A 14,024-nucleotide genomic window follows, 5' to 3' on the forward strand; every position below is an offset into this window, starting at 1 on the left:
ACAATGGAAGAAACGGCGCGTGTTGTCGCAAGTCCCTGCATCGGAGTGTGCACGCTGGATCCGCACCGGCAATGCACCGGCTGCGGGCGGCATATCGATGAGATCGTGCGGTGGTCGTCGATGAGCAACGAGGAACGCAGCCGCATCCTGCATCGCGTGCAGCCCCTGCGCGAACAACTGCAGCAATCGCTGCGTGGCTCGCTGGCCGACCACGAGCGACTGATGCGCGCGCTGCACCCCTTGGCCCAACCACCTGCGGGCGACGGCTGGAACCGCAGTGAGCTGTCCGACCTGCTGCCGCCCGGGCCTCCGGTGGAGGCTGCGGTGCTGGCCGGCATCGTGCCGCGCGCCAACGGCGCACAGGTGATCCTCACCCGTCGCACCGAAACACTGCGCACCCATGGTGGCCAGGTCGGATTCCCCGGTGGCCGCACCGAACCCGATGACCGCGACGCGCTGGCGGCCGCGCTGCGCGAGAGCCAGGAAGAAATCGCATTGGCGCCCGGCCAGGTGCAGGCGCTGGGGTATCTCGATCCCTTCGTGACGATCACCGGCTACCGGGTCACGCCGGTGGTGGCGGTGGTCGATCCGGAGTTCGTGCCGGTGCCGCAGCCCAGTGAAGTGGCCGAGGTATTCGAGGTGCCACTGGATTACCTGATGGCGCCCGACAGCCTGCGCCAGGTCGAAATCAATCATCGCGGCCGGGTTCGCCACGTCCTTGAGTATGGCTGGCCGGGCCAGCGCATCTGGGGCGCGACCGCCGCCATTCTCTACAACCTGCGTCGCCGCCTGGAGCAAGTGCAATGAAGCCGATCGATCCGCCGTGGACCACCCTGGTCGATGTCGCCACCCTTGCCGCTGCGCTGGGCGACGGCGTGCGGGTGGTCGACGCGCGCGCCACCGCCAGTACCGCCGTGCGCGTGGTCGATGCGCGTGCTTCGCTGGCCGACCCGCAGGCTGCGGGCGGCCAGTACCTGGCAGGGCATATCCCGACTGCGGTGCATGCCGATCTCAACCGTGATCTGTCCGATCTCAGCCGCGTCGGCCATGGTCGCCATCCATTGCCGGACAGCGATGCCTTTGCTGCGAAGCTGGGGCAGTGGGGCATCGGCCCCGACACCCAGGTCGTGGTCTACGATGGCAGCGACGGCAGCATGGCCGCCTCGCGCCTGTGGTGGCTGCTGCGCCTGATCGGTCACAGCAAGGTGGCCGTACTCGACGGCGGCATCGCCGCGTGGCAGGCCGCCGGCCACGCGTTGGAAAGCGGCCAGGCTGGGGTGAACGCGTTGCCTGATTACCCAGGCCGTTTCGACACCACCCAGATCGCCAACGCCGATGAAATCACCGCGCGGCTGAAGCATGCACCGGGCTGGCTGGTCGACGCGCGCGCGGGTGAACGCTTCCGTGGTGAAGTGGAGCCGCTGGACCCGGTGGCCGGGCATGTGCCGGGCGCGGTCAACCGCCCGTTCGCATTGAACGTACTCGACGGCCGCCTGCGCGACGCACAGGAGCTGCGCGCCGAACTGCAGGGCGTGATCGGCAACCGCGATCCGCAGCAGGTGGTGCTGATGTGCGGTTCCGGCGTGACCGCCTGCCACCTGCTGCTGGCGATGGAAACGGCCGGCCTGAGCGGCGCACGCATCTATGCCGATTCCTGGAGTGGTTGGGTGAGCGACAGCAGCCGCCCGGTGGCGACCGGCGCCTGAGCCGCGCGGGGGCGGATCCGTTTTCCAACGGAAAACGGCTCTGACCCCATCAACCGAAAATCGGGGTCAGAGCCCGTTGCGCAGCAACGGGAGCCGACCCCGTGTCGATTCGAAGGATCGCGGAGATCTGTCGAAGGCGGGGTGGGTCCGGTTGCGGGGGTGTCCGCGGCATGGATGCCGCGGCCAAGCCGCCATGGATGGCTTTACGGCGTCCCCCGCAATCGGATCCACCCCGCCATCCCTCGGAATGCCAGCTCTTGACGTTGACGTTGCCTCTGCAGGTGCAGGGCGCAGCCCTGCTGCTTACTCCAACCCCTGCAGCGGCACCTTCGCCAGCACCCGCGCCCACGGGAACAAGGGCCCCGGATCGCGCTTGCGTGCCACCCTCAGCGTCGGATCATCGCTGGCCGGCATTTGCTCCAGATCCAGCTGGTCGTGCCCGGCAATCCGCCGCAGCGACGGATAGCGCGCCACCAGCGCCAGCAGCAGCCGCTCCAGCGCTTCCAGCTGTGGCTCGGTGTAGGCCTCATCCATTGCCTGGTGGCGGCTGTCGAACCAGTCCGGATAGCGCCCGCGGTTGACCAGCTCGATGCCCAGCGTATGCGCGTTCATGCCGCGCACGTGATGGGCCACGCGTTCCGGCGCCACGTACTGCACCACGCTGCCATCGCGGTCGATGTAGAAGTGCCCGCTGTTGCCGGCGCCGCTGTCGTACAGCACGCGCTCGCCGTACTCGCGGGCCATCGCCAGATCGGGCAGCTCGGTGCAGTGGATCACTACCATTTCCAGCGAGGCGGGATCCCGCAGCGGCAGTCGGTCGTGATAGGGCAGGGGCTGCAGCTGCAGGCCGGGCAGGAGCGGGTTGGGCATCCGGCGATGCTAGCATTGCGGCATGAACCTGCCTTCCTTTTCCTCGCCGGCCCGCGCCCACGGAGCACGCGCATGAGCCGCGGCCACTGCATCCTCTCCCATGGCTTCGAGAGCGGCCCGGAGGCGACCAAGGTCACCGCGCTGGCCGAGGTGGCGCAACGCCTGGGCTGGACCCACGAGCGCCCCGACTACACCGACCTGGACGCGATGAGCGAGGTCAGCCGGGTGGGCGACGTGCCGACCCGCCTGCGCCGTCTGGTTGAACGCGCCGCCATCGCGGCCCGTCAGGGGCCGGTGGTGCTGGCCGGCTCCAGCCTGGGCGCCTACATCTCCGCCATCGCCTCGCTGCAGGTGCCGGTAGCCGGCCTGTTCCTGATGGTGCCACCGACCACCATGGGCCCGATGCCGGCGCTGGACGCCGCTGCGGTGCCGACCACGGTGGTGCAGGCCTGGCATGACGATGTGGTACCGGCTGCCGGCGTGATTGCCTGGGCGCAGGCGCGTTCGGCGCAGTTGCTGCTGGTTGACGACGGTCACCGCCTGGAGCGCCACGTGGAGGCCTCCGCGCAGGCCTTCGAGCGCCTGCTGCGGCAACTGTGAAGCCAGGGCGCACGGCGCGCCCGCCCGCATTGACTACAATGGCAGCCCCGCCGCCCCCGGCGCGGGCCTGCCGGCCGTGCCTACGGCCCTCCTTTCCGACCGGCCCGGCCCCTGTGCCGCGCCCGACCACCTGCGAACCGATCCCGTGAAATTCTTCGTCTCCTGCGCCAAGGGCCTGGAATACCTGCTTGCCGATGAACTGTCGGCCCTGGGCCTTGGCAAGGCCACCGCCACCATTGCCGGCGTCAACGCCGACGGCGAACTGGCGCAGGCGCTGCGGATCGTGATGTGGTCGCGCCTGGCCAGCCGGGTGCTGTGGCCGATCGACGAGTTCGACTGCCCGGACGAGCAGGCCCTGTATGACGGCGTGCGTGCACTGCCGTGGCACGAGCACATCTCGCCGGAGATGACCCTGGCGGTGGATGCGCACGTGTCCGGCGACAAGATCACCCATGCACGCTTCGCCGCGCAGCGGATCAAGGATGCGATCGTCGACCGCATGCGCGACGAAGGCCTGGAGCGGCCCTCGGTCAATACCGATCTGCCCGACGTGCGCGTCAACCTCTCGCTGCGCAAGGGCCGCGCCTCGCTGTCGATCGACCTCGGCGGTGGCCCGCTGCATCGCCGCGGCTGGCGCGGTGCCGCCCACGAGGCGCCGCTGAAGGAAAACCTGGCCGCCGCGCTGCTGCTGCGCGCGCAATGGCCGCGCCTGCATGCCGCCGGCGGTGGGCTGCTGGACCCGATGTGTGGCAGCGGCACGCTGCTGATCGAAGGCGCGCTGATGGCCGCCGACGTTGCTCCAGGCCTGATGCGGCATGGCAGCCTGCCGCCGAGCCGTTGGCTGGGCTTCGACAAGGCGGCCTGGAAGTCCATCCAGAGCGAAGCACGTGAGCGCGAAGCGGCCGGCCTGGCCGCGCTGAAGCCGGTCATCCACGGCAGCGACATCGACCCGGCTGCGATCCAGGCGGCCCGCGAGAATGCCGAGGTCGCCGGCGTCGCCCACGCGATCCGTTTCACCCGCGCCGATGTCGCCGACCTGGCCGCGCCGGAACAGGAGATCGGTGCGGTGGTCTGCAACCCGCCGTACGACGAGCGCCTGGCCGCCGATCCGGCGTTGTATCGTGCACTGGGCAATGCCTTGCAGAAGGCGGTGCCGCAGTGGCGCGCCAGCCTGCTGTGTGGCAATGACGAACTGGCCTTTGCCACCGGCCTGCGCGCCAGCAAGAAGTACCAGATGTTCAACGGTGCGCTGGAATGCGCGCTGATCGTCTGCGATCCGATCGCTGTGCCAGGCCGTGATCCGGCACAGCCCCGCGAGCTGAGCGAAGGCGCGCAGATGGTGGCCAACCGCCTGCGCAAGAACCTGAAGAAGTTCAAGAGCTGGCGTGCCCGCGAGGACATCACCTGCTTCCGCGCCTACGACGCCGACCTGCCGGAGTACGCGGCGGCCATCGACGTCTACGAGGAAGAGGGTGGCAGGCGGCGTACCTTCCTGCATGTGCAGGAATATGCGGCACCGGCGGCGATTCCCGAGAACGACGTGCGCCGCCGCCGCAATGAGCTGCTGGCCGCCGCGCGCGAAGTATTCGGCGTGCCGCCGGAGCAGGTGTCGATGAAATCGCGCGAGCGCGGCAAGGGCGGCAGCAAGTACGGCCGCTTCGAGCAGCGCGACGAGTTCATCGTGGTGCGAGAGAACAACGCGCTGCTGCAGGTGAACCTGTTCGACTACCTCGATACCGGCCTGTTCCTTGACCACCGCCCGCTGCGCCGGATGATGGCCGAGCAGGTGCGTGGCAAGCGTTTCCTGAACCTGTTCTGCTACACCGGCGTGGCCAGCGTGCAGGCCGCCGTGGCGGGTGCCGCCAGCACGACCAGCGTCGACCTGTCGGCTACCTACCTGCAATGGTGCTACGACAACCTGGCGTTGAACGGACAGGGGGGCAACCAGCACCTGCTGGTCCAGGCCGACGCGATGGCCTGGCTGGAAGGCGACCGTGGCCAGTACGACGTGATCTTCTGTGACCCGCCGACTTTCTCCAACTCCGCACGCGCCGACGACTTCGACGTGCAGCGCGAACAACTGAAGCTGCTGCGTGCGGCGGTGGCGCGGCTGGCACCGGGTGGCGTGCTGTACTTCTCCAACAACTTCCGCCGCTTCAAGCTGGAAGAGAACGCCATCGCCGAGTTCGCCCAGTGCCGCGAGATCACCGCACGCACGATTGGTCCGGACTTCGAGCGCAACGCGCGCATCCACCGCGCGTGGGAACTGAAGCGGTTGGGGTAAGCCCGGTAGTGCCGGCCGCTGGCCGGCAACTGCGTCAGAACCGTGGAAGGTCTGCGGGATGCCGGCCAGCGACCGGCATTACCGCATCTGGTCCGTAGATCCACGCCATGCGTGGATCGGCCTAAAGCACCAACAATCGCCCCGGCGCATGGGCCAGGGGCCAATGGCCCTGTTCGTACAGCGCAAGCACAGGCTCCCAGTGTGCCGGCAGGCCGAGATGCATCTCCAGCAGGCGTTGCCGGAAGGCGAACATCGCCCCATCGCGCGCCACCAGCTGCAGGTCATGTGCACCACAGCGCAGTGCCGGCAGATCCAGTGCCGAAACCGCGCGCATCAACGTGCGGTTGAGTTCGCGTCGGGCGTCGGCGAGTTCGGCGGGATGGGGCAGGGCGGCGTGAAACGGATCCGAATCGCCCAGTGTCGTGGGCATCCATTCGAAACCATCGGTATCGATGGTCCGCAGTGCTTCGGCCAGCGACCGAACGGCGACGACGCCGGCCGTTATGGGCAGTGTTTCACCCAACCGGGAAAAAAAGCCGATTCCAGACATCCGCTGCAGCATGCTATCCATACGGGCATTGTAGATCCACGCCATGCGAGGATGCCGCTGTCCCCGTCCTGCGGCTACAGCAATTCCAGCACCAACCCCAGCACCGGCAGCGCGATCGCCAGCGGCGCAATCCATGTTGGACGATACGGATACAACCCGAACGACAGCGTCACGCCGGCCAGGGTCATTGCCCCCAGCCACAGCACCGGGCCCATCGCCCAGCCTTGGTCGGCCACGCACAGTGCGAACGCCGCCGCCAGCAGCGCCCAGCCCAGCACCCGCCACTGCATCCGCCGTGCGGGTGCGGCCGCGGCCTTGCCATGCAGGTCGTGCTGGTGCTTTTCCATCGACAGCGACAGCGCGGTGAACGCAGAGAACGACAGCGCCAGTGCCAGCAGCATCATGCGCTGGCCTCCGCTTCGGCCGCTTCTGCAGTGTTCACCGATGCCTTCGGCGCAGCCGCAGCGGCCGCACGTTTCTTCTTCTCGGCCGCACTCAGCGGTGGCGTCCAGCGCTGCATGCGCCAGCCGCACAGCGCCAGCATCGCGCCGAACGCGATCATCGAAAGATCGATGCCGGCCAGTACCCAGTCGCCGCTGCGCAGTGTGATGCCCAGATGCGCGTGCGTGGTCAGCGCATTGACCACCGGCACCAGTGCGAACGCGGCCGCACCCAGGTACAGCTGCCACGCCCACATCATCCGCTTCGGCCAGATGAAGGCGGCCAGCAGCGCGCCGCCCCAGGCGTAGAAGAACACGTTGGCCTCGGCACTGGAGCGCTCGGCGATCTGCAGCGGCAGCAGGCGGTTGCCCCAGAAGTACGCCGCGAAGGCGATCGGCAGGCCGGCCACGGTGCCGATGTTCAGCGCATCGACCAGGCGCAGGCCGAATCCGGTACGCCCGTTCTTGGCATGCCTGGGACGCTCCTTCACCGCCCACAGCACCACGCCGCTGGCGACCATCAGGCAGCCGACCAGGCCGGACAGGAAGAACAGTGCGCGCAGGCCCCAGTCGGCGAAGCGCGCCAGGTGCAGGCCATACAGCACGCCACGGGTGGCGGTGGCGCCGCCGGACGGCGGCGTCTCTTCCAGCAGCGCACCGTTGACCATGTTGTAGCGCAGCGCCGGGGTGTCGGTGGACAAACGCCTGCCGTCGCGTTGGCGGATGTCGATCACCGCATTGGCAGCGCCCGGGTTGGACACGGTGAAGCCGGCCACTTCCACGCCGTGCCAGTGTGCACGCGCGCTGTCCAGCAGCTGTGCGATCGGCAGCGGCGTGGCGCGGCCTTGTGCCGGCGCGGTCACCTCTGGCATGCCGCCGAAGGCTTCGCTGAAGAACTTGTCCTCGTCCTGCGGGTAGGCGACTTTCACCCCCCACGGCAGGTACATGATCATCAGAGTGACGATGCCGGTGTAGGTGATCATCGCGTGGTACGGCAGGGCCATCACCGCGCTGACGTTGTGGAAATCCAGCCAGGACCGCAGGCCCTTGTCCTTGCGGAAGGTGAAGAAGTCCTTGAAGATTTTCTTGTGGGTGATGACGCCGGTGATGATCGCCACCAGCATGAACATCGCGCAGAACCCGACCAGGTAGCGCGCCCAGTACACCGGGATGTAGTGCAGGTCGAAGTGCAGGCGGTAGAAGAAGTCGCCGCCACGGGTCTCGCGCGCCTTCAATGCCTGGCCGGTGTTCGGGTCGAGCGTGGCGTCGCCGAAGCCACCGCGACGGCCACGACTGGGGTCGGCCAGTTCCGGTGGCAGCCGCCAGAACAGCTGCATGGCCGGGTTGCGCGGCTGCGGCAGGGTGACGAACCAGTTCTCGGCGTGGCTCGCATTGGCCTGCAGGTAGGCCACCGCGCGCTGCGCGGCCACGTCGATGCTGACGTTGCTGGACGGCAGCTCCGGGCGCATCCAGCGACTGATTTCCTCGCGGTAGTAGCTGGCCGTGCCGGCCATGAAGATCAGCAGCAGCAACCAGCCGACCAGCAGGCCCGTCCAGGTATGCAGCCAGGCCATCGACTGGCGGAATCCGTTCTTCATGCCCAGGCTCCCAACAGGCGTGCGACCGCCGCCATCAGCAGGGCGGGGGCGAGGATGCCGACCCAGGCCCGCAGCGCGCTGCGGGTGGCGAAGGCCCACAGCGCCGCGCAGGCAGCCACCACAATGGCCAGCAGCATGCCGGTCAGCACGGTCTGGCCGCGCGCGCCGGGCAACGCCACCGCGCAGAACACGCTGGTCATCGAGGCCAGCGCATAGCCGCCGAAAATCGCGGCCAAAGCGCGTGACAGCACGCCCCAGCGCGGGTTGGAGAACAAGGTGCGGGGGCTGGCGGGGGTGGGCGAGCGGTCCACGGCGTTCCTGAGGTAGGAGAAGGGATGGAACGCGTCCGCGGCCCCCTTGCGCCCTGCGCATGTCGCCCAGCGTGTCCCATCGACGAAGCACTGCCCGCGCAGACGGGCAGCCCAGAAGTCGGGGCAGTACACGGGCGATGGGCACGTCTTCGTGCCCGTTTGGCTAAGCGTACAACCGATCAGTAAATGATATGTATTCGCATTTTATGAATCAAGCGTGCTGATCGTGGGCGTTGGCCGGGGCTAGAACCTGAACACCACGGTTGCCGCATGCAGCAGCAGGCCGATCAACCCGCCCACCAGGGTGCCGTTGAAGCGGATGAACTGCAGGTCGCGACCCACGCTCAGTTCCAGTTGCTCGACCAGGTGCCGCTCGTCCCAGCCCTTCACGGTCTGCGCGATATGCGTGGTCACGCCCTCGCGCAGGCGCCCGGTCAGGCGCTGCGCACCTTCCAGCAGGTGCTGGTTGAGGGCCTCGCGCAGGGCCGGGTCGGCCTGCAGGCTGCTGCCCAGCGACGCCAGGCTGCGCTGCAGGTGGCCGACCAGTGCCGAGTCCTCGCGTTGCAGGTCGGCGCGCAGGCTGGCATGGATGCGCGCCCACAGCCCCTGCACGTAGTCCTGCAGGGCGGGGTGGTCGATCATGTCCTGCTTGAGCTGTTCGATGCGCTCGGCCAGCGCCGGGTCTTCGCGCAGGCGCTGCACGTAGTTCTGCAGCCAGGTCTCATAGTCCTGGCGCAGCGGATGCTGCGGCTCGGCCAGCACCTGTTGCAGTTCTTCCAGCACCGCCCGCGCCAGGCGCTCGGCCAGGCTGTCGCCGATCTCGTCGATCGGCTTGACCCAGTTCACCGTGCTCGACAGCGTCGGCCATTCGCGCTGGATGTAGCGCACGATCAGCTGCGAGGCGCGTTCCTTCACCTCCGGCTGCTCCAGCCAGCGCCCCAGCCGCTGCAGGCCCTCGTCCAGCACGCGCTGGTGGCGTCCATCGGCGGTCAGCAGGGCCAGCAGTTCACCGGCGGTGGCAGCGGCATTCCACTGCCGCAGCTGCTGCACCACGAAGGCGTGCAGTTGCCGGCGTACCGCGGTTTCGTCGAAGAAATCCAGTGCCTGCAGCGCCCAGCTGCGGGCCATGTCGGCCAGCATCCGCGAGCGTGCCGGGTCGGACAGCCAGCTGCCGAGACGGCTGGCCGGATCGAACACCTGCAGCTTGGCCAGCAGCACACCTGGCTCCAGGAACTGGTCGCGCACGAACAGCGCCAGGCTGTCGCCGATGCGCTCCTTGCTGCGCGGGATGATCGCGGTGTGCGGAATCGGCAGGCCCATTGGCCGCCGGAACAGCGCAACGACTGCGAACCAGTCGGCCAGCGCGCCGACCGCAGCGGCCTCGCAGAAGGCCGAAACCCAGGCCCAGATGCCGCGTTCGCCGTGCCAATGGCTGACCGCGAATCCGGCCAGCATCAACAGCAGCAGGCCCAGTGCGAGGGCTTTCAGGCGCCGCAGCTGGGCGCGGCGCGGATCGTGGGCAGGCGTCATTGCACGAGTCTAACCGCAGCCCGGTGATGCCTGCCTGTAGAGCCGAGCCCATGCTCGGCTGCCTTGCGTGCGGCAAACCGCAGCCGGGCATGGGCCCGGCTCTACATGAGAGGTTCGCGCCTTTTTAAAGCGCTTCCAGTTGCTTGCGCAGCGCGGCCAGCTGGGCGCGCAGGGTGTCGTTCTCGCGGGTCAACGCGACCACGCGGCGGCGTAGGGCCGGGGCATCCTCGCCCAGCTGTTCCAGCGCCAACAGCACTTCGGCGTCGCGGCTGGCGATCTCGTCCTCGCTGGGCTCCTCGAAGTCCATCTCGGCCGCGTCCGGCTTCGGCGCGCGCGGCTTGCGTTTGGATTCGCGCACGCGCTTGGCCGCCTGCTTCAGCTCGTCCTTGCCACCGGCGGCGGCGGCGCGCTGCTCCTCTTCGGGCAGGTCGGCCACGGCTGCAGCGGCGCTGATCGAGATCACGCCGGCCTTCACTGCCTCCACCACTTCGGGGGCAGCCTGGGCGTGGATGCGCTCGATCATGCCGACCTGGCTGGTACTCAGCTTGGCTTCGCGGGCCAGCTCGGCGCGGCTGAGCTTCGGTGCCGGCTCCCACGGCGGGCTGTCTTCGCCCGCCTCATCGGCAATCTCGGCGGTACCGTCGCTCTCGCGCTGCAGCTGCGCCTGCTCGACCTGCTTGCGGGCGGCCAGGATGTCGCGCTTGCGCAGCGCCAGCACACCGCGCTGGAAATCGGACACGCTGCGGCGGCCCAGATGCTGCTCGATCATCCACAGGTGCACGTCTTCCATGCTCTGGAAGCGCGTGTTCTGCACGGTGTTGAAGGGCAGGCCATGCTTCTGGCAGATGCCGAAACGGTTGTGACCATCGACCAGCACATTACCCCACAGCACCAGCGCATCGCGGCAGCCTTCGGCCAGGATGCTGCGCTCCAGCGCGTCATGTTCGTCCGCGGTCAGCGGGTCGATGTAGGCCTTGAGTTCTTCTTTGACGACGATATCCATGGGCACGGCAGCGAGCAGGAGCGGAACCGCCCATTGTACCCGCTCGCCACCACCGGCCCGGGCTCAGGCGGTGGCCCCGATCATCTCACCCAGGGTGCCGGTGATCTGGTCGATCTGTGCCTTGTCCACGATCAGCGGCGGCGACAGCGCGATGATGTCACCGGTACAGCGCACCAGCAGCCGGCCGTCGTGGAAGCAGCGCCGGAACACCTCGTAGCCGCGGCTGCCAGGTGCATCGCGGCGCGGCGCCAGCTCGACCGCACCGACCAGGCCGAAGTTGCGGATGTCGATCACGTTGGGCAGGCCCTGCAGCGCGTGCAGCCGTTCCTGCCAGTACTCGCCCAGTTCGATGGCGCGCTCGAACAGGCGCTCCTCGGCGTAGACGTCCAGTGTTGCCAGCGCTGCGGCGCAGGCCAGCGGGTGCCCCGAGTAGGTATAGCCGTGGAACAGCTCGATGGCCTGCGGCGGGGCCTGCATCAGCGTGGCATGCACGGCGTCGCTGGCCAGCACGCCGCCCAGCGGCACCGCGCCGTTGCTGACCGCCTTGGCAAAGGTCAGCAGGTCCGGGGTGACCCCGAAGCGCTGTGCGGCGAAGGGCATGCCGACCCGGCCGAAACCGGTGATGACCTCATCGAACACCAGCAGGATGCCGTGGTGGTCGCACAATTCGCGCAGGCGCTGCAGGTATCCGGGCGCGGGCAGGATCACCCCGGCGGAGCCGGCGATGGGCTCGACGAAGACGGCGGCAATCGTCGAGGCGTCATGCAGCGCGATCAGCCGTTCCAGGTCGTCGGCCAGCTCCGCGCCCTGGCGCGGCAGGCCCTTGCTGAACGCGTTGCGCTGCAGGTCCAGGGTGTGGCGCAGATAGTCCACGCCCCCCAGCTGCAGGCCGAACGCCCTGTGGTTGCTGGGCAGACCGCCCAGTGCCATGCCACCGAAACCGACGCCGTGATACGCCTTCTCGCGGCTGATGAAGCGCGTGCGCTGGCCCTCGCCACGCTGGCGGTGGTAAGCCAGCACGATCTTCATCGCGGTATCCACCGCCTCCGAGCCGGAGCTGGTGAAGAACACATGGTTGAGCGGGGCCGGAGCCAGTGCGGCCAGCCGCTGTGCAAGCGCGAAGGCCGGCGGCGAGCCCATCTGGAAAGCGGGCGAGTAGTCGAGCGTGCGTGCCTGCCCGGCGATGGCCTCGACGATGCGCGGTCGCGCGTGGCCGGCGTTGCAGCACCACAGGCCGGCGGTGCCGTCAAGGATCTGTCGGCCATCGATGTCTTCGTAGTGCATGCCTTCGGCGCGGACCAGCATGCGTGGTGCCGCCTTGTACTGGCGATTGGCGGTGAATGGCATCCAGTAAGCGTCCAGTGACTCGGGGCGCTGTGTGGCCAGGTCGTGCAGGTCGCTCGCGGAACGCTTCATGCCAGCTCCATCGGGTCCGATGCGATGAATGTAGCGCAGCCACGTCACGGCGGAGTCGCGGTGACCCCGGTATAACCAAGGTTCGTTGAATGCTGGAGCTTCCCATGGTCGATTTTCCCGACCGCAGCCATTGGCAGGTGCTGGCCCTCCAGCTGTCGATGCCAGGCCAGGCCTTCATCGATGGCCGCTATGTCGATGCAGCCAGCGGCGCCCGTTTCGACTGCGTCAGCCCGATCGACGGTCGCGTACTGGGGGCGGTCGCCGACTGCGACGCGCAGGACGTGGAGCGCGCGGTAATGGCCGCGCGGCGCAGCTTCGAGGCGGGGCACTGGTCGCAGGCAAGCCCGTCCCATCGCAAACGCGTGCTGCTGGCCTTGGCGGCGTTGGTGGAAAAGCACGCCGACGAGCTGGCCCTGCTGGAAACCCTGGACATGGGCAAGCCGGTGCGTGATGCGCGCCGCATCGACCTGCCAGGCGCGGTGCGCTGCCTGCGCTGGACCGCCGAGGCCGTGGACAAGCTGTACGGCGAGATCGCGCCGACCGGCCCGCACGAACTGGGACTGGTCACGCGCGAGGCCGCCGGGGTCGTGGCCGCGATCGTTCCGTGGAACTTTCCGCTGCTGATGGCCTGCTGGAAGATCGCGCCTGCATTGGCCATGGGCAACTCGGTGGTGCTCAAGCCGTCCGAGCGGTCACCGCTGAGTGCGCTGCGGCTGGCCGCACTTGCGGCCGAGGCGGGCCTGCCAGAGGGCGTGCTGAACGTGCTGCCGGGGTACGGTGCGCGCGTCGGTGAGCCGTTGGCCCTGCACATGGATGTGGACGTGCTCGCCTTCACCGGCTCCACCGCCACGGGCGCGAAGCTGCTGCAGTGTTCAGGGCGATCCAACCTCAAGCGGGTCTGGCTGGAGTGTGGCGGCAAGAGCCCGCATGTGGTGTTCGCCGACGCCCCTGATCTGGACGCCGCCGCGAAGGCGGTGGCACAGGGTATCTTCTTCAACCAGGGCGAGGTCTGTACCGCAGGTTCGCGGCTTCTGGTACAGCGTTCGATCCGCGAGGATTTCGTGAATCAGGTGGTTGCCTATGGCCAGCACATGCACCCCCGCCATCCATTGGACCCCGATGCGCCGATGGGCGCGCTGGTGGATGCCGCGCACCTGGACAAGGTGATGGACGATATCGCGCGCGCCGAAGGCGAGGGCGCCCGGTTGCTGCTGGGTGGGCGGCGCGCCGAAGTGGAAGCCGGCGGCAGCTACGTCCAGCCCACCGTGTTCGACCAGGTGCGCCCGGAGCAGGCACTGGCGCGCGAGGAAGTGTTCGGGCCGGTGCTGGCCGTGCTGGGGTTCGAAGACGAGGCCGAAGCGGTGCGCGTGGCCAATGACAGCCGCTACGGCCTGGCCGCCGGCCTGTGGACGCGGGACCTGGGGCGGGCCCACCGCGTCGCGCGCCAGCTGCGCGCCGGCAGCATCTGGGTGAACGGCTGGGATGGCGGGGACATGACCGCTCCGTTCGGTGGCTACAAGCAGTCCGGCAACGGGCGCGACAAATCGCTGCATGCGTTCGACAAGTACAGCGAGATCAAGGCCACCTGGATCCAGTTGTAACGACGCGATTGCTGGACGGCTGTTCGCTCTCTGTAGAGTCGAGCGATGCTCGACTGCCGTTCGTTCTTCCGTGGAGCCGAGCCATGCTCGGCTGCATCTCGCGAAGAACCGTCGA

At 68.3% G+C, this 14,024-nt stretch carries 13 protein-coding genes; 5 read left to right on the forward strand and 8 right to left on the reverse strand.

What is annotated here, in order from left to right; translation table 11 throughout:
- The first annotated feature begins 3 nt into the window (after positions 1–3).
- Positions 4–807 (forward strand): CoA pyrophosphatase, encoded by an 804-nt coding sequence (locus tag RCF13_RS23960; RefSeq protein ID WP_134969349.1) that lies wholly within the window; start codon positions 4–6, stop codon positions 805–807.
- On the forward strand, positions 804–1,706 hold the full coding sequence (locus tag RCF13_RS23965; protein ID WP_134969350.1) for a sulfurtransferase: 903 nt from the start codon (positions 804–806) through the stop codon (positions 1,704–1,706). Before RCF13_RS23960 ends, RCF13_RS23965 begins: the two co-directional genes overlap by 4 nt.
- Before the next feature lie 303 nt (positions 1,707–2,009).
- Here the strand turns inward: RCF13_RS23965 and RCF13_RS23970 are convergent, their stop codons facing one another.
- Positions 2,010–2,576, reverse strand: coding sequence for an N-acetylmuramoyl-L-alanine amidase (locus RCF13_RS23970; RefSeq protein ID WP_061478531.1), 567 nt, complete (start codon positions 2,574–2,576; stop codon positions 2,010–2,012).
- Between the two features lie 72 nt (positions 2,577–2,648).
- Here RCF13_RS23970 and RCF13_RS23975 point away from each other — a divergent pair, with 72 nt between their 5' ends.
- Together RCF13_RS23975 and rlmKL are read left to right on the forward strand one after the other, a co-directional pair.
- A complete protein-coding gene (locus RCF13_RS23975; RefSeq protein ID WP_024958728.1) occupies positions 2,649–3,176 on the forward strand; it encodes an alpha/beta hydrolase in 528 nt (175 codons plus the stop codon).
- 145 nt (positions 3,177–3,321) lie between these two features.
- Complete coding sequence (rlmKL, locus tag RCF13_RS23980) at positions 3,322–5,460, forward strand: bifunctional 23S rRNA (guanine(2069)-N(7))-methyltransferase RlmK/23S rRNA (guanine(2445)-N(2))-methyltransferase RlmL (protein ID WP_061478530.1); 2,139 nt, start codon at positions 3,322–3,324, stop codon at positions 5,458–5,460.
- A 121-nt stretch (positions 5,461–5,581) separates the two neighbouring features.
- Here the strand turns inward: rlmKL and RCF13_RS23985 are convergent, their stop codons facing one another.
- From RCF13_RS23985 to RCF13_RS24015, 7 genes are all read right to left on the reverse strand, one after another.
- Positions 5,582–6,055 carry a hypothetical protein gene (locus RCF13_RS23985; protein WP_231352640.1) on the reverse strand — a complete coding sequence of 158 codons (474 nt, stop codon included), beginning with the start codon at positions 6,053–6,055 and terminating at the stop codon, positions 5,582–5,584.
- Positions 6,056–6,084: 29 nt separating this feature from the next.
- Positions 6,085–6,414: a DUF3325 domain-containing protein gene (locus RCF13_RS23990; protein ID WP_134969126.1), complete on the reverse strand. Its 330-nt coding sequence runs from the start codon at positions 6,412–6,414 to the stop codon at positions 6,085–6,087.
- Positions 6,411–8,048, reverse strand: coding sequence for a PepSY-associated TM helix domain-containing protein (locus tag RCF13_RS23995; protein WP_231352641.1), 1,638 nt, complete (start codon positions 8,046–8,048; stop codon positions 6,411–6,413). Before RCF13_RS23995 ends, RCF13_RS23990 begins: the two co-directional genes overlap by 4 nt.
- Complete coding sequence (locus tag RCF13_RS24000) at positions 8,045–8,359, reverse strand: DUF3649 domain-containing protein (protein ID WP_053498676.1); 315 nt, start codon at positions 8,357–8,359, stop codon at positions 8,045–8,047. The genes RCF13_RS23995 and RCF13_RS24000 overlap by 4 nt, the downstream gene beginning before the upstream one ends.
- 243 nt (positions 8,360–8,602) lie before the next feature.
- Positions 8,603–9,889: a DUF445 family protein gene (locus RCF13_RS24005; protein WP_134969127.1), complete on the reverse strand. Its 1,287-nt coding sequence runs from the start codon at positions 9,887–9,889 to the stop codon at positions 8,603–8,605.
- Positions 9,890–10,013: 124 nt separating this feature from the next.
- On the reverse strand, positions 10,014–10,892 hold the full coding sequence (locus RCF13_RS24010) for a hypothetical protein (RefSeq protein ID WP_061478525.1): 879 nt from the start codon (positions 10,890–10,892) through the stop codon (positions 10,014–10,016).
- Positions 10,893–10,955: 63 nt separating this feature from the next.
- Positions 10,956–12,308: an aspartate aminotransferase family protein gene (locus RCF13_RS24015; protein WP_134969128.1), complete on the reverse strand. Its 1,353-nt coding sequence runs from the start codon at positions 12,306–12,308 to the stop codon at positions 10,956–10,958.
- A 104-nt stretch (positions 12,309–12,412) separates the two neighbouring features.
- On the opposite strand from RCF13_RS24015, the gene RCF13_RS24020 reads away from it, so the two are divergent.
- Positions 12,413–13,909 (forward strand): aldehyde dehydrogenase, encoded by a 1,497-nt coding sequence (locus RCF13_RS24020; protein ID WP_231352642.1) that lies wholly within the window; start codon positions 12,413–12,415, stop codon positions 13,907–13,909.
- Positions 13,910–14,024 lie beyond the last annotated feature (115 nt).

This window comes from Stenotrophomonas maltophilia group sp. RNC7, assembly GCF_030910085.1.
GTDB classification, from domain to species: Bacteria; Pseudomonadota; Gammaproteobacteria; order Xanthomonadales; family Xanthomonadaceae; genus Stenotrophomonas; species Stenotrophomonas sepilia.